Below are 21,397 nucleotides of genomic sequence, written 5' to 3' on the forward strand. Positions count from 1 at the left end.
GCAGAGAACATGACTGTACAAATTGAAAATGATTATTTGATTGCAACAATAGCAGAAGATGGTGCCGAGCTTATCAGCTTGAAATCGAAGAAAAATAATATTGAATACATCTGGCAAGGAGATCCAGCATTTTGGGGCCGTCACGCACCTGTATTATTTCCAGTTGTCGGGCGCTTAAAAGATGATCAATACACATATGAAAATCAAACTTACCCGATGGGACAGCATGGATTTGCCAGAGATAGCCTTTTTGAAGTAATCGAACACGGGTCAGAACTAGTTTCACTATCGTTAAAAAGCACCAAAGAGTCGAAAAAAAAATATCCTTTTGAATTTGAATTGATTCTTTCATATGTCCTAGAAGAAGACAATTTAATTGTTAAGTATCAAGTAGAAAATACAGGTAATGCGGATATGTATTTTTCAATTGGTGGACATCCTGCATTTAATGTACCTTTAGAACAAGAGTTGACGTTTGATGATTATTATCTAAGTTTTTCACCCAAAAAATCTCGTACTCAGATTCCGTTAGTAGGTCCTTTTGCAGATTTCGAGCATAAAACATTAGGACAAACGAATACTAGTCTTGATCTTCGCAGAGAGCTATTCAAAGAAGATGCAATTATTTTCGAAACCAAAGGAGTAAATACCTTTACAATTGAAACAGACGAAGGTCCTCACAGCATTAGTTTAAGTTTTACAGATATGCCTTATGTCGGCGTTTGGTCTCCTTATCCACAAGAAGCCCCATTCGTTTGTATCGAGCCTTGGTGTGGTATTGCAGACGAAGTAAATACTACAGGAAATCTTGTTGATAAAAAAGGGATCAACAAACTAGTTGCAGCAGATATTTTTAAAACACAATATACACTTACAGCTAAATAAACTAAAAAACTAGGACACGAAGTATTGCAAACTTCATGCTCTAGTTTTTTTAATCATTTGTTTTATTTTTTTTGCGAGCGCCCAAACCAAACGGTACTCGACTTTCGGTGCCATCTTTGATTCGTTCTATATTATCTTTGTGACGGATAAAAATAAAAATTGTCAACGCTAATGCAATCGATGTTAATAACCAATCAAAATGAGGCAAGATAGCTGGAATAGCGAAAGGCAAAATAATTGTCGAAAGTGTGATTAGCACAGCACTGATCATACTGGACAAACTTACCATGCTGGTAATATATAACATAATAATAAAAATTAAAGCAGAATAAACAAAAAATGCTGGATTGTACGCCAAAATCATCCCTGCACTAGTAGCGACAGCCTTTCCTCCTTTGAAATTTGCAAAAATAGGAAAGGTATGACCTAGAACGGCTGCAACACCAAAAACTAGTGGATTTACATCTAAAGTAAATAGTAGAGGTAGGCAAGTTGCAAAGGTTCCTTTTAAAATATCCATCAGCAAAACAGCTATTCCTGCTTTTTTTCCAAGAACTCTAAACGTATTTGTCGTTCCTGTGTTACCACTACCAAATTGCCGAAGATCCTTTTTGAAAAAAAGTTTGCCTATCCAAACGCCAGAAGGAATAGAACCAAGTAAATAAGCTATAATCAATAGCACAAAAAATTTCATTAAGTAACCTCTTTCTGTTCAAACTAGCATTTATTCTATCATGAATAGAAACAGCTAACAATAATTAAATATTCGTTGTATAATGAAAATGAAGAGAAAGTAGAAAGGATGATCAACATGCCCATAGAAAACCCAACACAAAAACAAATTTTTGATTACCTAAAACAAGCTAAACGAATCGCAGTCGTTGGACTAAGTGCGAAAGAAGACCGTACAAGTTATAAAATAGCTGAATTACTACAAGAATCTGGTTATGAAATTATTCCAGTAAACCCAAAGTTGGTAGGAGAAAAGATCCTTGGTGAAAAAGTCTATGAGAAATTGCAAGATGTACCAGGACAAATCGATATCGTCGATATATTTCGTCGGAGTGAATTTTTACCTGAAGTTGCTCGAGATTTTATAGAAACTGATGCAAAAGTCTTTTGGGCCCAATTAGGACTGGAAAATGAAGAAGCTGCTGAAATCTTGAAAAATGCAGGAAGAAATGCTATTATAATGAATCGTTGCATTAAAATTGAATTAGCTGAAATGCCTAAATAGATGCAAATAATCTTAAGAAAGAGTGGCCGTTGAGGAAAGCTCTTTTTTTTTGAGAGCTTTTAGAGTATTATTGTAATGATGTGGCCTTGCGCCCTATAATTCAAGTATAAGGAGTTTTTTCTTTGGCGAAAAAAGTAAACAATGAATACAACGACGCCTCCATCCAAGTTCTAGAAGGATTGGAAGCCGTACGAAAAAGACCAGGAATGTACATCGGCTCCACAGACAGCCGCGGATTACATCATTTAGTCTATGAGATCGTTGATAATGCAGTTGATGAAGCACTATCTGGTTATGGAAATGAAATCAGTGTGACAATTCAAAAAGACAATAGTATCAAAATAACTGACGCTGGACGTGGTATGCCAGTTGGCATGCATGCATCAGGAATCCCAACCGTAGAAGTAATTTTCACCGTTCTTCATGCAGGAGGAAAATTCGGTCAAGGCGGTTACAAAACTTCCGGCGGACTACACGGTGTAGGTGCCAGCGTAGTGAATGCATTATCTAGCTGGTTGGAAGTGCGTATCGTCCGTGACGGTGTTGAATACATGGAGCGTTTTGAAAATGGCGGAAAACCCGTTGGAACCTTAAAAAAAGTTGGAAAAACGAATAAAAAGAATGGAACTTCCGTAATTTTTCTTCCAGATGACACCATTTTTTCTACTATACATTTTTCATACGATACCTTAGCAGAGCGCCTAAGAGAATCTGCATTTCTATTAAAAGGTGTAAAAATCTCTCTAACTGACCTTCGAGGAGAAGAACCTAAAGAAGAAATTTTTCATTATGATGAGGGAATCAAAGAATTTGTTGCCTACCTTAATGAAGAAAAAGATACATTAACACCTGTTGTTTATTTTTCAGGGGAAAAAGACGGCATCGAAGTTGAGCTTGCTTATCAATATAATGATGGCTATTCAGAAAATGTCCTTTCATTTGTCAATAATGTCCGTACAAAAGATGGTGGTACTCATGAAGTAGGGATGAAGTCTTCAATGACAAAAGCTTACAATGAGTATGCAAGAAAAGTCGGTTTGCTAAAAGAAAAAGATAAAAATCTAGAGGGTAGTGACTTCCGCGAAGGATTGGCAGCAGTCTTATCGATTCGTGTTCCGGAAAACTTGCTGCAATTTGAAGGGCAAACCAAAGAAAAACTAGGGACCCCAATGGCACGGAATGCAGTAGATAATGTTGTTGGAGAACAAATGGGCTTTTATCTACAAGAAAATAGCGAAATGAGCCAACAATTAATTCGTAAAGCGATCAAAGCGCGAGAAGCCCGTGAAGCAGCTCGTAAAGCGCGAGAAGAAAGTCGCAATGGCAAAAAACGGAAAAAAGGCGAATCTCTTTTATCTGGAAAACTGACACCGGCTCAATCACGTAATCCTAAGAGAAATGAATTATATTTAGTCGAAGGAGACTCTGCCGGTGGTTCAGCAAAACAAGGGCGCGACAGAAAATTCCAAGCGATTTTACCTTTACGAGGAAAAGTATTAAATACTGAAAAAGCTAAAATGCAGGATATTCTGAAAAACGAAGAAATCAACACGATGATCTACACAATTGGGGCAGGTGTTGGGCCAGAATTTTCAATTGAAGACTGTAACTACGATAAAGTTATCATCATGACCGATGCGGATACCGATGGCGCTCATATTCAAGTATTGCTATTAACCTTCTTTTATCGTTACATGAAACCACTGATCGAAGCTGGTAAAATATACATTGCGTTACCACCTCTTTATAAAGTGTCAAAAGGAATTGGTAAAAAAGCAGTAACTGAATATGCCTGGACAGACGAAGAATTATCGAATGTGACGGAGCAAGTCGGCAAAGGATATATGCTTCAACGTTACAAAGGATTAGGTGAAATGAACGCAGACCAGCTGTGGGAGACCACAATGGACCCTGAGACACGTACTCTGATCCGAGTACGAATAGATGATGCAGCTCAAGCAGAACGTCGCGTAACGACTCTTATGGGCGATAAAGTAGAGCCTAGAAGAAAATGGATCGAACGCCACGTCCAATTTACATTAGAAGAAGACGGCAGCATCTTAGATAGAAAAGATGGCGATAAAGAGATTTCACCATCTATTTCAACTGACGTGCTAGATGAAGAAAAAAAAGAAGAAACTGAGCGTAAAAATGCCGAGTCTGAAGCAACACAAGATATCAGTTTATTCGATTTAGAGTAGGGAGTGACAAATTTGGAAAAACGCCAGGATATTCAAGAATTGACGCTTGAAGAAGTAATGGGCGATCGTTTTGGAAGATATTCCAAATATATCATTCAAGAACGTGCCCTACCTGATATTCGTGATGGGTTAAAACCTGTACAACGTAGAATTTTATTTTCCATGAATAAAGATGGAAATACATTTGAGAAAAGTTTTAGAAAATCTGCAAAATCTGTCGGAAATATCATGGGGAATTACCATCCTCATGGTGATAGCAGTATTTACGAAGCAATGGTTCGTTTAAGTCAAGACTGGAAACTACGTGAAGTTTTGATCGAAATGCACGGGAATAATGGGAGTATGGATGGTGATCCACCAGCTGCGATGCGGTATACAGAAGCGCGTTTGTCTGAATTAAGTGGAGAACTTCTGAAAGATATCGAAAAAGAAACTGTTGACTTCGTTTGGAACTTTGATGATACAGAAAAAGAGCCGACTGTTTTACCTGCTAAATACCCCAATTTACTCGTGAATGGTTCAACAGGGATCTCGGCAGGTTATGCTACAGAAATTCCTACTCACAATTTAGCGGAAATTATCGATGGTACAATTTATTTAATCGATCATCCAAATGCAACCTTAGATAAGCTAATGGAATTTATTCCAGGACCGGATTTTCCAACAGGTGGTATTTTACAAGGGAAAGAAGAAATCAAAAAAGCTTATGAGACAGGTCGCGGCAAAGTAATCCTTCGCTCAAAAACAAGAATTGAACCTTTAAAAGGTGGAAAACAACAAATTGTTGTCACCGAAATTCCTTATGAAGTGAACAAAGCGACATTGGTTAAGAAGATGGATGAAGTCCGTTTAAATAAAAAAATCGATGGTATTGCTGAAGTTCGTGATGAAAGTGACCGAACTGGGCTGCAAATTGCGATTGAGTTGAAAAAAGATACGAATGCCGAGGGTATTTTAAATTATCTTTTCAAAAATACTGAATTACAAATCAATTACAACTTCAATATGGTTGCTATCGACAACATGACACCACAACAAGTTGGTTTAAAACGGATCTTAGATAGCTATATTGCACACCGCAAACAAGTCATTACAAACCGTAGCCAATTTGAATTGAACAAAGCTAAAAAACGTCAGCACATCGTTGCCGGTTTGATCAAAGCGCTGTCTATTTTAGATAAAGTAATCGAAACCATCCGTGCTAGTAAAGACAAAAAAGATGCTAAGATGAATCTGGTAAAAGCCTATGCATTTACTGAAGAACAAGCTGAAGCTATCGTGACGTTGCAATTGTATCGTTTAACCAATACAGACATCACACAACTTGAAAAGGAAGCAGAAGAGTTGAATCAGTTCGTCACTGAATTAACAAAAATTTTAAGTGATGAAAAAGAGTTGTTCAACGTAATGAAAAAAGAGTTACGTGAGGTCAAAAAACAATACGGCAACCCACGTTTAACTCAGATTGAAGATGAAATTCAAGAAATCAAGATTGATACAAAAGTTTTAGTTGCTCAAGAAGATGTCGTGGTGACTGTAACGCACGAAGGGTATATCAAGCGGAGCAGTTTGCGTTCTTATAGCGCATCGAAGCCAGAAGAGGTCGGAATGAAAGAAGGAGACTTCTTGCTTTATACTGGGGAAGTAAATACCTTAGATCATATTTTACTGATTACAAATAAAGCCAACGTGATTTATCGTCCAGTTCATGAACTTCCTGACTTACGATGGAAGGAAATAGGTGAACATATTTCACAAGCTATTCTAAATCTATCAGTAGATGAATCCATTATTGCTGTTTATACCTATAAAGAACTATCTCCAACGAAGACATTTGTTTTCATGACAAAAGAAGGTATGATCAAACAAAGTAAAATGACCGATTTCGAACCATGGAGAACGTATAAGAGCCGTCCAACGAACTGCATGAAATTGAAATCGGACTCAGATGAAATTGTAAATGTGTATTTAACAAATGAACAAAAGATCTTAGATGTCTTTTTAGTCAGCCATCGCGGTTTCGGTTTACGCTATCCATTAGAAGAAGTACCAGTAGTTGGTGCTAAAGCTGCTGGAGTTAAGGCAATGAACTTAAAAGAGCAAGATTATGTAGTCAACGGCTTACTTGTCCATGAAGACGGAGACACACCAGTTGTAGTATTAACGCAACGAGGAAGTATCAAACGAATGTTAGCACAAGAATTACCTCAACTCGGGCGAGCAAAACGCGGACTAATGGTTCTTAGAGAATTGAAAAAGAACCCTCATCGCGTAACATTTATGTCTGAAAGTAGTCCTTTAGAATTACTAGTGACAACACAAAATGGTAAACAATATACGCTGGATTCAGAAAAATATCCAATCAATGATCGAACATCTAATGGTTCATTTATGCTTGATGAAAAACAAGATGGTGAAATTTTAGAAGTTCATGAAATGCATACAGCAGAATTAATACCTAAAAATGAAGAAGAATCTAAATAGGACTGTTAAACTGTTCTATAGAATTAAAAGGAAGAAGCCTCTGTACTAGTACAGAGGCTTCTTTTTCTATTACAGATTTCTTATATTTTTTATCTGCATAAGGAAAATTAGTTAATTAAATCACAAACTAAAAACACTGATAATTTAACGTTTTTAGTTTTTTTTATCTGAAAATAAGGAAATTAGCTCAAATTATAGTAAGGAAAAGCTTGCATATAATCAATCATGTGTTATACTAATCACATAAAGCTGTTACAATAGATTTCAGCATACTAAGGAGGCCCACAATGGAACAATGGAAAGGCTTTAAAGGCGACAAATGGAAAACATCAGTAGACACACGTGATTTCATCCAAAGAAACTACACTGAATACAAAGGCGACGATTCTTTCCTGGAGCCAATCGCACCAAGTACAGACAAATTATGGACAAAATTACAGGAATTATTTGAGATACAACATGAAAAAAATGGTGTATACGATATGGATACTAACATTCCTGCAACCGTTACATCTCACGAACCTGGATATTTGATTAAAGAAGAAGAAACAATCGTTGGTTTACAAACAGATGTACCATTGAAACAAGCATTCATGCCATTTGGTGGTATCAACATGGCTAATAACTCATTAACATCAAATGGTTACGAAGTAGATGCTGAGATGTCTAAAATCTTCACAGAGTGGAGAAAAACTCATAACCAAGGAGTTTTTGATGCCTACACACCAGAAATGAGATCCGCACGTAAAAATAAAATCATCACAGGTCTTCCAGATGCTTATGGTCGTGGCCGCATTATCGGTGACTATCGTCGTATTGCGTTATACGGAATGGACTTTTTGATTGCTGAAAAGAAAAAAGATTTAAGTAATACTGGTAACAAAGTAATGACAGATGACGTGATTCGTTTAAGAGAAGAAATTTCTGAACAAATCAGAGCAATGGCTGACTTAAAAGAAATGGCTTCAACTTATGGGTTTGATATTTCACAACCAGCAGCTAATGCAAAAGAAGCGATTCAATGGTTATACTTCGGTTACCTAGGTGCTATCAAATCACAAAATGGTGCTGCTATGTCTATCGGACGCATCTCTGCGTTCTTAGATATCTATATCCAGCGTGATTTAGAAGCAGGTGTAATCACTGAATTTGAAGCACAAGAAATGATCGATCACTTAATTATGAAATTACGTATGGTTAAATTTGCTCGTACACCTGAATACAACCAATTATTCTCTGGTTACCCAATCTGGGCTACATTATCAATCGCTGGTATGGGCTTAGATGGACGTTCATTAGTGACGAAGAGTGACTTCCGTATCTTACACACATTAACAAACATGGGCCCATCTCCTGAACCTAACTTAACTGTGTTATATTCTTCACATTTACCAGTTGGATTTAGAACATTTGCTTCTAAGATTGCAAAACAAAGTTCATCTATTCAATTCGAAAATGATGACTTATTACGTGCTAACTGGGGTTCTGACGACTGTGCTATCGCATGTTGTGTGTCTGCAACAGTTATGGGTAAAGATATGCAATTCTTCGGTGCTCGTGCCAACTTAGCAAAAGCCGTTCTTTATGCAATCAACGGTGGTGTAGACGAAAAAACTAAAATGCAAGTAGCTCCTAAATTCCGTCCAATGACAGGTGATACTTTGGACTATAATGAATTTATTGATCGCTACAAAGACATCATGGATTGGTTAGCAGAATTATATGTAAATACATTAAATGTTATCCACTATATGCACGATAAGTATTCTTATGAAGCAGCACAATTAGCCTTCATGGAAAGCGACTTACAACGTACTTTCGCAACGGGTATTGCCGGAATTTCACATGCTGCTGACTCAGTAATGGCAATCAAACACGGTAACGTACAAGTAATCCGTGACGAAGACGGCTTAGCAATTGATTATGTTCCTCAAAATGAGTTCCCAACTTATGGTAACGACAATGAAGAAGCAGATGCAATGGCTAACTGGATTCTTGAATACTTCATGACTCAAATCAGACGTCAACATACGTACCGTAATGCGAAACCTACAACATCATTATTAACAATCACTTCAAATGTTGTTTATGGTAAAGCAACTGGTAATACACCAGACGGACGTCGTGCAGGTAAACCACTAGCACCAGGTGCTAACCCTAGTTACCAAGATGGTAAATTCTTAGGTGAGAAAAATGGTCTTTTAGCATCTCTTAACTCAACTGCTAGATTAGAATACACAAGTGCATTAGATGGAATCTCTAATACACAAACAATCAATCCTAATGGTTTAGGTAAAGACGATGATACAAGAATTGATAACTTACGTAACGTAATGGATGGCTACTTTGATAAAGGTGGATACCACTTGAACGTTAACGTATTCACAAATGAACTATTATTAGATGCACAAGCACATCCAGAAAAATACCCTAACTTAACAATCCGTGTATCTGGATATGCAGTGAAATTCCGTGACTTAACACCTGAACAACAAGCAGATGTTATTTCTAGAACTTCACATGACAGACTATAATAAACGATTAATTGAAGGGTTGGCCACGTGTCAGCCCTTTTTTTAAAAGAAATGAGGAACGAGCAATGACAACTCCTGTTATCGGTAGAATTCACTCTACAGAAAATTTTGGGACCGTTGACGGACCTGGTGTTCGATTCATCGTATTTACACAAGGCTGCCGCATGCGCTGTCAATTTTGTCATAACCCCGACACTTGGAAAATCGGGTCTGGTGGACATGAGGTTACCACAGATGAAGTGTTAGATGAAGCAATCAAATACCGTTCTTATTGGGGAGAAAAAGGTGGAATTACTGTAAGTGGCGGTGAGCCATTACTCCAATTAGAATTTTTAACAGATTTATTTAAAAAGGCTAAAGAAAAAGGAATACATACAACAATTGATACTTGTGGCAAACCATTTACAAGAGAAGAACCCTTTTTTAGCCAATTCCAAGAATTAATGAACTATACGGACTTATTATTATTTGATATCAAACACATTGATAATGAACAGCATAAGTTACTTACTTCCTTAGGAAATGAAAATATTTTAGAAATGGCCCAATATCTTTCAGAGATTGGGAAACCTGTTTGGATTCGTCACGTTTTAGTTCCTGAGCGTAGTGATTATGATGAATACTTGATTCGTTTAGATGAATTCATAAAAACATTGAAGAATGTCGATAAAGTTGAAGTTTTACCCTATCACACAATGGGAAAATACAAATGGGATGAATTAGGGTTAGAATATCCACTTAATGGGATAGAACCACCTAAAGACGATAGGATAGCAAATGCTAAAAAGTTACTTCATGTCGATGATTATCAAGGCTATACGACAAGATAACGTATAAAAATGGAAAAGACCGACAATTATTGTTGTTTCTTTTCTATTTTTTGTTATTATTAATAATGAAGAAAAAGAAGGAGTGAACTATTTTTATGTCAAAAATTCTTGTTTTTGGACACCAAAATCCTGATACAGATGCTATTGGAGCAGCAATCAGCTTTGCATACTTACAAAAAGAACTAGGCAAAGATACAGAACCAGTTGCATTAGGAACGCCGAGTGAAGAAACGCAATACGCACTAGACTATTTTAAAGTAGATGCACCAAGAGTAGTAGAGACAGCGGCTGGAGAAACAAATCAAGTCATGTTAGTCGATCATAATGAATTTCAACAAAGTATTGCAGATATTGCAGAACTAAATATCCTTGCAGTCGTTGACCATCACCGTATCGCTAACTTTGAGACTGCTGATCCGTTATATTACCGTGCGGAACCTGTTGGTTGCACAAGTACAATCGTTTTAAAACTCTTTAAAGAAAATAATGTCACCGTTCCTAAACAAATTGCCGGAATGATGGTGTCTGCCATTATTTCAGACACACTTTTATTTAAATCACCAACATGTACACAAGAAGATATTGATGCAGCACACGAATTAGCTGTTATTGCAGAAATCAATTTAGACGGTTACGGCTTAGACATGCTAAAAGCTGGTACAAATTTAAGCGATAAAACTGCTGAAACGTTATTAGACTTAGATGCTAAGAGCTTCCCAATGGGGGATAAAAACGTTCGAATCGCACAGGTCAATACAGTTGATCTAAACGAAGTCCTAGATCGCCAAAATGAGCTAGAAGCCGCAATGAACACTGCAAATTCTACAAATGGCTATGACTTATTCGTATTGATCATTACAAACATTTTAAACAGCGACTCAGAATTATTAGTAATCGGAGATTCTCTAGACAAAGTAGAAGCAGCATTTAAAGTTAAACTGGACAATAATCGTGCATTCCTAAATGGTGTTGTTTCACGTAAAAAACAAGTTGTTCCTCAATTAACTGAAGCATTCAGTTAAAAGTCACACACATCTGATTTAGCAACTTCATAAACTACAGGTGGTGTTCTCATTACGCCAGCTGTAGTTTTTATTAGTTATCAAAGTTAAACGAGAAAGAGTGATTCTACCGTGAAAAATGTAAGCTATTATTTTGCATCGAATAAAAGTGAAGAAGAATTAACCAGAATCATCTCAGATCCATTGTTCACAAGGATTGTTAGGTACCTTTCAGAGCGCAAAGAACAAGATGTGATTTTACGACAAATAAAAGCGAATATCTTAACAGATAAAAATTTAGAATTATACTTGGACAAGTTGATCAAATACAATCTGATTGAAAGGGCAAATAGAAGATACACATTAACTTTTCCAATTTTTTCTCAGGGGGAATCACTAACATTACCCGATTCGATCACACAATCTTTTAGAGCGGTTACACAGACAGAATCTATATCAACGGATTATTTTGTATTGGGTGAATGGCTTTGGTCTTTATTATTTCAAGAAGAACAAGATCCCTATTTTTTTGGCATTGAATTATCTTCAAAAAGCTTACCAATCTTTCGTAAAAGAGAAGAGGGGAATGATTTGCTACGTTTTGTTTCTGTTTATCCTGAGGAGCTTGTACCGTTAGATCTGGCAAATTATTTCAATTTACTATCGAGAAGGCAAGAATTACCCTCTCATTTTGAACCTTTACAGAATATAATCGGAGATGTTGATATTCATTATTTTATTCCACAAATGCAAAAGGTATTGCGAGCTATAAAACGAAATAGGACTAGAGATAGCAAAAAAAATATTTTTCAAGAGGCACTATTGGTGACTGGTGACCTTAAAAAAAATGAAGAGAATCAATTGTTTCTTGCTACGCCGATTTTAGACAGTACTGAACCTTCTGAAGCATTTCAACTTGCCTTAGACAAACTGAAGACAGAATTGACTCTTTTATGGGAAGGGATTGAAACAAACAATCAACGCCTATTCTATAAACAGCAGTTATATAGTTTTATAGTAGTAAATTATCTACCTATAGATCAAAACTACATTAAGTACTTTAAATAGAAAGTTACCATAATTATGTTATGTAACCTAAAATGAAAGATTTAAACCATCCGCTCCTGATTGACGAAAAATCAAGAGCGGATGGTTTATTAATGGTTTCTTTTACGTACTTTCTTTGTCCAAAACCCACCTGAGATAAACTTAGGCTCATAAGAAATGATAAAAGCTCTAGGTTCTTCTTCGTTGATTAATTTGTATAAACTGCGTTCATTTTTACGTGGAGAAAGAATTTCTAATATCATTCGTTCGCCTTCGCGACCTGCACCGAAACTTTGAGTAACACCATAACCATGTTCTCTTAGTATTTCCGGTAAATTTAATTGTTCCGTTGAAGAGGGGAGGATAGCTGTTACCATAATATAACCTAAAGCTAAATAATCCTCAATTTTGATTCCGACGCTGATCCCAACCGCATAACCAAGAGCATATACAACTAGATTTATCGGGTTATCTAAACGGTTCAATACCATGCTGAGTCCTAATACATAAATCGTTATTTCAGCCATACTGACTAAAGGAGCAATTAAACGATACCCTTTCATTGTCAGCATAAAACGAATTGTATTCAATGTGATATAAGAAAAATTGACCACAAAGATTGTAATGAGCATTTTGATGTCCATTTTTTAGATACCTCTTTTCAATTAAACATATCTGCATATTATAGTACAACATTATGAGAATTAAAATAGGGAATGTCCAAATATAATTAAAAATTGTATTTACCTAGTTCCTAAAATAGATAAAAATTATATATGGCGTTATTGTTGGATGAATCAATAGTTTTTGCTATAATCAATGTACTACGTTTTTATAAGGGAGAAATGAAATCGGATGAGAATATTTATCATCATACTTTTGGTGTTATTGTTATTAAATACAACGGCAGCACTTATTACTGTTTTTAGAAAACCACGGGGCATTTCTAGCGTTCTGGCATGGATCATGACATTGTTGTTCCTACCAGGTATTGGTTTTATTATTTATCTTTTTTGCGGTAGAGGGATCAACGGTCAAAAGGTTTTTAATCTAACCGCTCACGATAAAGAAAAGATTGCTGAAATCAAAAATATAGTCGATGACGACAATCTAAAATCAGACGGAAAATTAGATATTAATTTGCTAACAGACGCTCGCGTTTTGAACCGATACTTTAGAAATATGGATTCTTCACCATTAAGCAAACGAAATAGTCTCAAAATTTATACCGATGGAAAAGAAAAGTTCGATGCCTTATTCGAAGATATCCGCCATGCTAAAGAAACAGTTCATGTTGAATATTATTCATTTTTTAATGATCATATAGGCAATCAGTTTTTAGATTTATTAGGGGAAAAAGTCAAAGAGGGCGTAGCTGTTCATTTAATATATGATCCATGGGGTTCTCCAGGTGCAAACAAGAAGTTCTTTGCGCGATTCGTTGCTTTAGGTGGGAAAGTAGCGCCCTTTATTACCTCTAAAAATATGATCAGTAAAACTCGTCTCAATTATCATTTGCATCGTAAAATAGTCGTAATTGACGGGAAAATAGGGTGGACTGGTGGATTTAATGTGGGGGATCAGTATCTAGGAGAAAGTAAGAAATTCGGTTACTGGAGAGATACACACATCCGCTTGGTAGGAACTTCTGTTTTCTCATTGCAAGAGATTTTTATTATGGATTGGAATGCTTCTGTCCAACATGACTCACACAAAATGGATTATTTAGAGAACTATTTTCAAATTGCCGAGGACAATGAGCTTGGAAACTTAGCATTACAAGTTGTTTCTGACGGTCCAGATTCTGAAGAAGAAATACTAAAAAGTGGTTTTATCAAAATGATTTTGTCAGCTGAAAAATCGGTGTGGATTCAAACGCCATACTTAATTCCTGATGATAGTATGATCAACGCCTTATTAATTGCTGTTCGATCAGGAATCGATGTACGAATTATGATTCCATGTATGCCAGATCATCCATTTATCTATCGTGCAACACAATATTATGCAAACTATCTGCACAAACGTGGGGTCAAAATATACATGTATCAGAATGGTTTTTTACATGCTAAAACAATGGTTATTGACAATGAAATTTGCATGGTTGGTACGACAAATCAGGATATTAGAAGTTATGCCTTGAATTTTGAGGTAAGCACATTTATCTACGATACAAGAATCGCATGGGAACTGACACAAATAGTTGAAATGGATATGAATAACAGCATCTTATTAACGGATGAAATCATTCAAAACCAATCACATTGGTTACGATTTAAGCAGAATTTTTCACGGTTACTATCACCGATATTGTAAGCTTAAATTATGAATGAATACTTAAAAAAGATTAACTGAACAGAGTAAAAAAATCGAACAAGGTGAGGGATTGCTATGTTCGATTTTTTATGATTATATTCTAGTTAACATAATATACATTATACAAAGTAGCTTTCTTGTTAAATTCAACTAAATTCTGGTGGCTCAATTACGTCTTCTACGCCGTCTCGCAACAGTTCAACAACCTCTTGATACATTTCCTTGTTTCTTTTGAAATAGGATATATCAATAGATTCAAGCAACATTAAAACAGCAGCTACTTTTAAATCTTCGCCAAAAGTAGTATTTTCAGAGAACCCTTCAACTGATACCCGAATTGTTTTATTTCGAGTATCTCCCTCTTTTAAAACTAGATCACAAGGTTTATTGTCTTTTTTGTCTAAGATATTATAGATAAACTCATGAGGGTCAAAAGCTTCTTCGTAGGTATCCTCTTCTAACAAATCCCAACGTATTTCCCCATCAATAATAATATCTGAATAATCTGAAACGTCGCTCATACTCAGTCCTCCAATCATAAAATAACGTACAGTTTATTTTATCATAACTATATCTTACAATCTATACATTATGCAAAGTCGCCTCCTCTATAATATGTTCAAATAAGGTTTAGCTAATTTATAGATACTTTTCCCATTCGTTCCATATTTAGAGACGAGCTCATTATGTATATCACACATTTCTTTTCTTTTGAATACTTGAATAACTTCCTTAAAACGCAGTTGATAGATATTAGGAAATTCTTGTTTAAATTTCCCTTCAAATTCAGCAAGCTTAGCATTTTTTCCCGAGAGAATACCAGGTTGCCCCTTTTGTATCTTGATATTAATCTTTCTTTGTTTCCAAAAATTCACTAAGCAATTATAGCCACTATCGTTACTAACAATAATAAATTTTTGTTTTCCTTCTGTGTCTTTGGCAATTAGATAACCTAAATAACTGCCTAGTTGAAAGTCTAGTGCATTTTTTCCAGAAGCAGTCTTGATGAATTCTACAGTAGCGAGTTGTATTGAAGCCATTTGATCTATAGATATTTTTTGACAGCGATCTGTATAAAAAATATAAATTTTATCAGACGTGGTAACTTCGCCAAGTAACTCATGGAAATTAGTAGCAACATTTTCAAAATCGATTAAATAATTCATATCTAAACTCCTTAACTTTAGTAAACTAATTTTATCACAAAAAATTTCTTACAAGTAGGCTTTTATTTTATAAATCATATGTATTCAATTTTTACATAACAATCTATACATTATAAGAAGTATATTTACATAGTCACAAAAACGACGGTAACCAATATACAGTAAATAAAATACAGTTTATGCATATAACACACTTCATATTCTATACATTATGCGAATGTGAAATTACGTGACTGAATTTAACACACACAACTTTTGTGATATAGTAGTATATATTTAAGAAAGGAGCTAGCATTTTGAAAAAAACAAATTTTTTAGTTGTATTTTGGTTACTATTAGCAATAATTTCTTTCATTATTGTGGCAACAAATCTTTATAGTATTTTTGACAGTATTTCATACCTACTAATTCCAGCTACAGATAATGACTATCAAGACTCTAACTCAATAATACGACAATTAATTCAAGGAATCCCTTTGACCATGATTTACGGTACAGCATTCTATTTTAGTTTAAAACAAGGTATAAAGACGTACAAAGAGTAATATAAAAAGCGCTCAAACAACTCACTAAAGGAGCTTATTTGAGCGCTTTTTTCTGTTAGAGTAATTCCAACACTCAAATAATAAAAGTTACAAGCTAAACATTATAAGAAGAATATATGAAAAAAACATTTAAGGTATTTACAATTGAAATAAAAATGGTATTATTTACTTATAGGTATATTAAATTAACTTTGTACCTAATAAATATTATTCAAGGAGGGAAAAATCATGTGGGTTAATATCGTACAATATTGGTTAGACGCTACTTCAAACTTCTTTAATTTATTTAAATAATTACTTAAAGAGGAACAGAATTTCTGTTCCTCTTTTTATTTTTAACCTATTTTTTTTGACATACTAATATCTGTTGGTACAAAACCTGTTTGTTCGTATAAATGGATCGCACCTTTGTTATGAGCAAATACGTGTAAATCAATCTGCGACACATTCATTTCTTTTGCTTTTTCATCTAGACAAGAAAGGGTTTCTTTTCCATAACCAATACCTCTGAATTCTTCAAACACAATAAAATCATAAATAAAAAATTTTGAATCGTATGGTGTTTTATTTAAATGTACCCATAAAAAACCAACTTTCTTATCTATAGACTCTTCTTCAATAGAGTAGAGAAATTCGTTTTTAGTCTCCTTCCCTTCCGGTAAAAGCTCATTAAAACTTTTTGCTGCCAAATCAATTGCTTCATTCTTACTCCAAGTACCTGCTGTAATTTTATCATGAGCATAGTCTTTAATTGCAAAGTTAATGTACTTTTCATAATCTGCTTCAGTCATTTCTTGTAGTTTAATGGTCATTCCAATTCCCCTATAATTCAATGTATTTTATTTGAATCATACCATTTTTATTCTATTAAAAAAAGACTGAAGAAACAAAATTTTCTTCAGTCTTTATAACTTGTTGATTATTGTTCATTTTTCATTGCTGCTAAAGCCGCTGTATTGATGATATTCCACGGTTTATCAAATGATGGTTGGAAGAAAAAGTCAGCATAAGCTAGGTCTTCAATCGTCATTTTCGCTTTGATTGCCAATGAGATAGCATTGATATTAGCAGTTAAATCAGCTTTAGACATTAATTGCGCACCTAAAATTTGAGTTGTCTCAGGATCGTACACAAGTTTGAACCAAGCTTTTTCTTTATCGGGATTGAAATCCATTAGATAATCTTCAACCACTAATGCAGATTTTGTTTTCTTATTCAATTTTTTGGCCATTTCTTCATTGATACCTGTAGAAGCAAATTTATAATCGAAAACAGCTAAACCAGATGAACCTTGAATACCAGGAAATGGTTTTACTGGGCCTAATAAGTTTTTAACAGCAAAACGACCTTGTTTTCTGGCATTTGTGGCTAATGCAATGTTCACTTCAGTTTCACCTGGATTGTATTTGATTAGTGTAGCATCCCCAACGGCAAAAATATCAGCAGCACTTGTTTGCATGTATTCATCCGTTTTTATAAGACCATTGGGGTGTAATTCTAAAGTATCCTTCAACCAACCAGTGTTAGGACGAACACCAACCGCTACAACAACTAAATCGGCATCATATTCAGCTTTATCCGTGATAACTTTTTGAACATGACCTTCTCCTTTGTATTGTTGAACCGTTTCATTGGTCACGACGCTAATATTATTAGCCTCCATTTCTTCAGTTAAAACGTCAGTAAACTCTTTATCTAAATAGACACCTAAAGGTCGATCTAAAATATCGATAACTGTTACATTTTTCCCAGCTTTCGCAAATGATTCAGCAGCTTCTATTCCAATATAGCCACTACCAATTACAACTACATTGTTCACCTCAGGATCAACTGTTTTTGCTTTTAATTTAATTGCCCATTTTCTGCCACGCATTAAATAGATATTTTCTAAGTCTTTACCCGGAACATTTAATTCAAATGGAACAGCTCCTGGGCTGATAATAAGTTTATCGTAAGCTTCAACACGTTCTTCGCCAGATAATAAATCTTTAACTACAACTTGATGATCATCAGGTTTAATTGCTGTAATTTCTGTGTTTGAGAAGACATTTACGCCTCTGCTCTCCATTTTTTCACCAGTCATATATCGAACAGAATTAACGTCTTTAACTTTTCCTTCAAGATAAAGTTGCATACCGCAAGATAAAAACGAAACAAAATCGCCTTTTTCATACCACTGGATTTCTGCTTCCGGATGTAGCGTCAATAACTCCTCAACTGCCTCATAGCCTCCGTGCGATGAACCTAAAACAATAACTTTCATTCCAAGTACCTCCAATATTATTTATTATATAATAAAGAGTATCATATAAATGTACATAATAACAAGGATTTTGACTATAAATTCTCAACTATATAATTTAATTGAGAATTAAGGACGCTTTTTACTACACTATTTTAGGTAGTCTATTTCTTAGACTCTTCATCAATTAGTTTACATAACAATATTATGTTCTACCTATTTTTGTTTACCAAAAATAACCACCTAAGACATTTTTTGCCTATAGCTGGTTATTTAGTGCTCTTATTTGAATAATGTTGTTTCTTTTTTCACTTCAACTGTAATTTTCCCATTCTTAATTACATAGTTTCTTTCGGGTATATCAATGATTGCATCTGCAACCACTTTCGTATCTAGCAAGATTAAATCAGCTTTATTACCAATATTTATACCATAGCTTTTTAACCCCAACGCTTTTGCTGGATTTTCAGTAATCATCGGTAAAACAGTTGGTAAATCATCTGCTCCACCTAAATGTCCTACAGGAATCGCTAACATCGCAATTTGCATTAAATCACCATTTCCATAAGGAGTAAATGCATTACGAATATTATTGGTCGCTAAACAGACATTGACACCTGCATCGCGAAGTTTTCTAATAGGAGTAACCGCTCGTCTAACGTTGTATACATCATTTCTAGCACCTAAATGCAAATCTGTTGCTGGCAAAGCCATCACACTAATTTGTGCTTCTGACATCAATGCCAAAATGTCACTTAAGCGTTCTGGCTTTAGCGCATGAAGAGCTGTTAAATGGCCCACTGAAACTCTACCTTGATAATCTTCAGCAATTGTTTTCTTACATAAATATTCTATTGACATATCCGTTGCTTCATCACTAAAATCTTGATGAAGATCAATATCTTTGTCGTATTTTTTCGCAATTTCAAACACTAAATCAATATGTTTATCTGCTGGAGCATCGTTATAAGGAATACCACCAACGACATCAGCCCCCATTTCCATAGCTTCATGCATCATTTTTTCTGTGCCAGGCGCTTTAAAAATTCCTTCTTGCGGAAACGCAACGATTTGCATATCAATTAAATCCCGGTATTCTTCTTTTAATGCCATAATGGTTTTAAATCCGGAAAAACCTTGTGCTGGATCAAATTCAGCGTGGGTTCTAACCGCGGTTACACCATGAGAAATGATCATGTCTAAAGCTTTTTTTGCTCGTCGATAAATATCTTCTTCGGTAAATGTTGGTTTTAGTTCAGCTGTAACACTGATGGCTTCTTGTAAAGTCCCGGATTTGTTTGGTTTTCTGTCAGCAATCAGTGCTTTATCCAGATGAATATGACTTTCGACTAAACCAGGAATTAAAACACGCCCGTGTGCTTCGATTACCTTTACTGCATGTTCAGTCAAACTTTCCGAAATAGCGATGATTTTACCATCTTTTATACCTATATCCTGTAACGCTTCTCCATCACTTAATCTTGCTTGTTTAATTAAAATGTCCATTTGTTAACATCCTTTCAATTTGATTTATACAAAGAAGCCAATTCCAATCAATAGTACAGAAGCAATACTGATCCATTTAACGTTGCCCTTGACAACTTCCAAAATCGGAATTTGAAAACCAGAAGATAAAGCTTGCATCGTAATATTCACAAAACTCATTTGGCTTCCTAATCCTACTCCAACCGCAACTAAACCTAACTCGATAGAAGAAAAACCAAGGGATACGGCTACGGGTAAAACAAGTGTTAACACAGAACCAACATACGCACCTGCCGGTATCCCAATCAAAATTCCAGTTAAAATAGCGACAGGAACCATGATCAACGTTGGTGCCGCGCTAGCAATGCCCGCAATAACCGCGAAGGTACCCGTTTGAGCAATAATATTAATAAACGCAAGAAAAATCCCCACTTGGAATAACCGAGTCAAAATATATGTTGAGCCATCAACCATGGCTTCTACTGACTGATTCAGTGAAAAATCTGAACAAATAAAAATCAAGGCTATTGTTAAAACCATATACACTAATGGCGTCAATAATGGGAACCCGACAAGGTTATTCACTACAGGCCCGAAAATTACAGCGAATAGTAAAAAAATCGCAGGTAACGTTAATTTAAACAAGGCTCTGTTACTCATTGAAGCATATTCATCATTACTATTTTCTTTAAATCCGATATTCCGACGTTTCGTTCCCCAAAAAGCGAGAACAATTGCTAACGCACAAAAAAATAACCAAATCGGACGCATATCTGAAACGTATGTCGCAACACTAAAATCTCCTAATTTCGAAACGATGCTGGATTCTAATGAAGCGGGCGATGTCGTAAACGAAACAGCCGCAGCAAGTGACATTGCTGCAATCAACTCGGGGACAACTCCAACTGCTACAAAGGCTAATGGTGCGATAACCATTGCACTACCACCGCCGATACCTGACATATAAGTTGCAGCGGCTAACAAAAGAACAATAAATGCTGAAACATATTCTACTTTTCCTTTTGTCCCTCGTTTGGCAAGAGTTAATGCAGCAGAGTAGCCACCTGATTTAAAGACTGCCATTGCAACAGCTGAATTAATGATTGGCACAGTAATACCAAGCATCATTGGAATCGTTTCTAATAGTTGTTCATTCGCTTGTTCTAACCCAATACCACCGATGATCATTGCCAAAACGCCTCCAACAAATCCAGCGATGATCATATCTACTTTCATAAATAATAGGACTAAAACTAAAATCAATGGAATGATCACTATCACAGCGTTTAGTCCTGTAGGTGCAGCAATTGAATTAATTTCTTGTGCAAACGCAGGCACAAAAGAAAAAAGAAATAGTAGTGAAAGGAACAAACCACTCAAAAACTTTTTAGGCAATTTCATCATTTTTCCTCCAATTATAGCTA

18 protein-coding genes are annotated in these 21,397 nt (G+C 35.4%); 10 read left to right on the plus strand and 8 right to left on the minus strand.

Going from position 1 to position 21,397, the window contains the following annotated elements:
- The first annotated feature begins 9 nt into the window (after positions 1–9).
- Positions 10–885: an aldose 1-epimerase family protein gene (locus BCR22_RS01205; RefSeq protein WP_069653174.1), complete on the plus strand. Its 876-nt coding sequence runs from the start codon at positions 10–12 to the stop codon at positions 883–885.
- A gap of 49 nt (positions 886–934) precedes the next feature.
- On the opposite strand, the gene plsY is transcribed toward BCR22_RS01205, so the two are convergent.
- Complete coding sequence (plsY, locus tag BCR22_RS01210) at positions 935–1,579, minus strand: glycerol-3-phosphate 1-O-acyltransferase PlsY (RefSeq protein ID WP_069653175.1); 645 nt, start codon at positions 1,577–1,579, stop codon at positions 935–937.
- 117 nt (positions 1,580–1,696) lie between these two features.
- Between plsY and BCR22_RS01215 the strand changes: the two genes are divergently transcribed.
- The 7 genes from BCR22_RS01215 to BCR22_RS01245 all read left to right on the plus strand — a co-directional run bounded on the left by BCR22_RS01215 (position 1,697) and on the right by BCR22_RS01245 (position 12,240).
- On the plus strand, positions 1,697–2,122 hold the full coding sequence (locus tag BCR22_RS01215) for a CoA-binding protein (RefSeq protein ID WP_069653176.1): 426 nt from the start codon (positions 1,697–1,699) through the stop codon (positions 2,120–2,122).
- Between the two features lie 122 nt (positions 2,123–2,244).
- A complete protein-coding gene (gene parE, locus BCR22_RS01220; protein WP_069653177.1) occupies positions 2,245–4,323 on the plus strand; it encodes a DNA topoisomerase IV subunit B in 2,079 nt (692 codons plus the stop codon).
- A 12-nt stretch (positions 4,324–4,335) separates the two neighbouring features.
- Positions 4,336–6,807 carry a DNA topoisomerase IV subunit A gene (gene parC / locus BCR22_RS01225; RefSeq protein WP_069653178.1) on the plus strand — a complete coding sequence of 824 codons (2,472 nt, stop codon included), beginning with the start codon at positions 4,336–4,338 and terminating at the stop codon, positions 6,805–6,807.
- 287 nt (positions 6,808–7,094) lie between these two features.
- Positions 7,095–9,341, plus strand: a complete 2,247-nt coding sequence (gene pflB / locus BCR22_RS01230) for a formate C-acetyltransferase (protein ID WP_069653179.1) — start codon at positions 7,095–7,097, stop codon at positions 9,339–9,341.
- 65 nt (positions 9,342–9,406) lie between these two features.
- The gene (gene pflA, locus BCR22_RS01235) at positions 9,407–10,171 is read left to right on the plus strand and encodes a pyruvate formate-lyase-activating protein (RefSeq protein ID WP_069653180.1); all 765 of its coding nucleotides are present in this window, start codon (positions 9,407–9,409) and stop codon (positions 10,169–10,171) included.
- A 95-nt stretch (positions 10,172–10,266) separates the two neighbouring features.
- Positions 10,267–11,193, plus strand: a complete 927-nt coding sequence (locus tag BCR22_RS01240) for a manganese-dependent inorganic pyrophosphatase (protein ID WP_069653181.1) — start codon at positions 10,267–10,269, stop codon at positions 11,191–11,193.
- Between the two features lie 111 nt (positions 11,194–11,304).
- Positions 11,305–12,240 carry a DUF1803 domain-containing protein gene (locus BCR22_RS01245; RefSeq protein WP_069653182.1) on the plus strand — a complete coding sequence of 312 codons (936 nt, stop codon included), beginning with the start codon at positions 11,305–11,307 and terminating at the stop codon, positions 12,238–12,240.
- Positions 12,241–12,329: 89 nt separating this feature from the next.
- Here BCR22_RS01245 and BCR22_RS01250 read toward each other — a convergent pair whose 3' ends face one another.
- Entirely contained in the window at positions 12,330–12,863 is a 534-nt protein-coding gene (locus BCR22_RS01250; RefSeq protein WP_069653183.1) for a DUF2179 domain-containing protein, read from the minus strand.
- Between the two features lie 211 nt (positions 12,864–13,074).
- Here BCR22_RS01250 and cls point away from each other — a divergent pair, with 211 nt between their 5' ends.
- Positions 13,075–14,535, plus strand: a complete 1,461-nt coding sequence (gene cls, locus BCR22_RS01255) for a cardiolipin synthase (protein ID WP_069653184.1) — start codon at positions 13,075–13,077, stop codon at positions 14,533–14,535.
- Between the two features lie 146 nt (positions 14,536–14,681).
- Here the strand turns inward: cls and BCR22_RS01260 are convergent, their stop codons facing one another.
- Together BCR22_RS01260 and BCR22_RS01265 are read right to left on the minus strand one after the other, a co-directional pair.
- Entirely contained in the window at positions 14,682–15,056 is a 375-nt protein-coding gene (locus tag BCR22_RS01260; RefSeq protein ID WP_069653185.1) for a hypothetical protein, read from the minus strand.
- Positions 15,057–15,143: 87 nt separating this feature from the next.
- Positions 15,144–15,701, minus strand: coding sequence for a PIN domain-containing protein (locus BCR22_RS01265; RefSeq protein ID WP_069653186.1), 558 nt, complete (start codon positions 15,699–15,701; stop codon positions 15,144–15,146).
- A 296-nt stretch (positions 15,702–15,997) separates the two neighbouring features.
- Between BCR22_RS01265 and BCR22_RS01270 the strand changes: the two genes are divergently transcribed.
- Positions 15,998–16,246: a hypothetical protein gene (locus BCR22_RS01270; protein WP_069653187.1), complete on the plus strand. Its 249-nt coding sequence runs from the start codon at positions 15,998–16,000 to the stop codon at positions 16,244–16,246.
- Between the two features lie 335 nt (positions 16,247–16,581).
- On the opposite strand, the gene BCR22_RS01275 is transcribed toward BCR22_RS01270, so the two are convergent.
- From BCR22_RS01275 to BCR22_RS01290, 4 genes are all read right to left on the minus strand, one after another.
- Positions 16,582–17,058 (minus strand): GNAT family N-acetyltransferase, encoded by a 477-nt coding sequence (locus tag BCR22_RS01275; RefSeq protein ID WP_083241715.1) that lies wholly within the window; start codon positions 17,056–17,058, stop codon positions 16,582–16,584.
- 107 nt (positions 17,059–17,165) lie between these two features.
- Positions 17,166–18,509 (minus strand): FAD-dependent oxidoreductase, encoded by a 1,344-nt coding sequence (locus BCR22_RS01280; protein WP_069653188.1) that lies wholly within the window; start codon positions 18,507–18,509, stop codon positions 17,166–17,168.
- A 261-nt stretch (positions 18,510–18,770) separates the two neighbouring features.
- Positions 18,771–19,994, minus strand: coding sequence for an amidohydrolase family protein (locus BCR22_RS01285; protein WP_069653189.1), 1,224 nt, complete (start codon positions 19,992–19,994; stop codon positions 18,771–18,773).
- A gap of 24 nt (positions 19,995–20,018) precedes the next feature.
- A complete protein-coding gene (locus tag BCR22_RS01290; RefSeq protein WP_069653190.1) occupies positions 20,019–21,374 on the minus strand; it encodes a citrate transporter in 1,356 nt (451 codons plus the stop codon).
- Positions 21,375–21,397: the final 23 nt, after the last annotated feature.

Source organism: Enterococcus plantarum (assembly GCF_001730295.1).
Classification (GTDB): domain Bacteria; phylum Bacillota; class Bacilli; order Lactobacillales; family Enterococcaceae; genus Enterococcus_L; species Enterococcus_L plantarum.

Coding starts and splice junctions, on each gene's coding strand:
- BCR22_RS01205 (WP_069653174.1), top strand. CDS start 10: ATGACTGTACAAATTGAAAATGATTATTTGATTGCAACAATAGCAGAA.
- plsY (WP_069653175.1), bottom strand. CDS start 1,579: ATGAAATTTTTTGTGCTATTGATTATAGCTTATTTACTTGGTTCTATT.
- BCR22_RS01215 (WP_069653176.1), top strand. CDS start 1,697: ATGCCCATAGAAAACCCAACACAAAAACAAATTTTTGATTACCTAAAA.
- pflB (WP_069653179.1), top strand. CDS start 7,095: ATGGAACAATGGAAAGGCTTTAAAGGCGACAAATGGAAAACATCAGTA.
- pflA (WP_069653180.1), top strand. CDS start 9,407: ATGACAACTCCTGTTATCGGTAGAATTCACTCTACAGAAAATTTTGGG.
- BCR22_RS01240 (WP_069653181.1), top strand. CDS start 10,267: ATGTCAAAAATTCTTGTTTTTGGACACCAAAATCCTGATACAGATGCT.
- BCR22_RS01250 (WP_069653183.1), bottom strand. CDS start 12,863: ATGGACATCAAAATGCTCATTACAATCTTTGTGGTCAATTTTTCTTAT.
- cls (WP_069653184.1), top strand. CDS start 13,075: ATGAGAATATTTATCATCATACTTTTGGTGTTATTGTTATTAAATACA.
- BCR22_RS01260 (WP_069653185.1), bottom strand. CDS start 15,056: ATGAGCGACGTTTCAGATTATTCAGATATTATTATTGATGGGGAAATA.
- BCR22_RS01265 (WP_069653186.1), bottom strand. CDS start 15,701: ATGAATTATTTAATCGATTTTGAAAATGTTGCTACTAATTTCCATGAG.
- BCR22_RS01275 (WP_083241715.1), bottom strand. CDS start 17,058: ATGACCATTAAACTACAAGAAATGACTGAAGCAGATTATGAAAAGTAC.
- BCR22_RS01280 (WP_069653188.1), bottom strand. CDS start 18,509: ATGAAAGTTATTGTTTTAGGTTCATCGCACGGAGGCTATGAGGCAGTT.
- BCR22_RS01285 (WP_069653189.1), bottom strand. CDS start 19,994: ATGGACATTTTAATTAAACAAGCAAGATTAAGTGATGGAGAAGCGTTA.
- BCR22_RS01290 (WP_069653190.1), bottom strand. CDS start 21,374: ATGAAATTGCCTAAAAAGTTTTTGAGTGGTTTGTTCCTTTCACTACTA.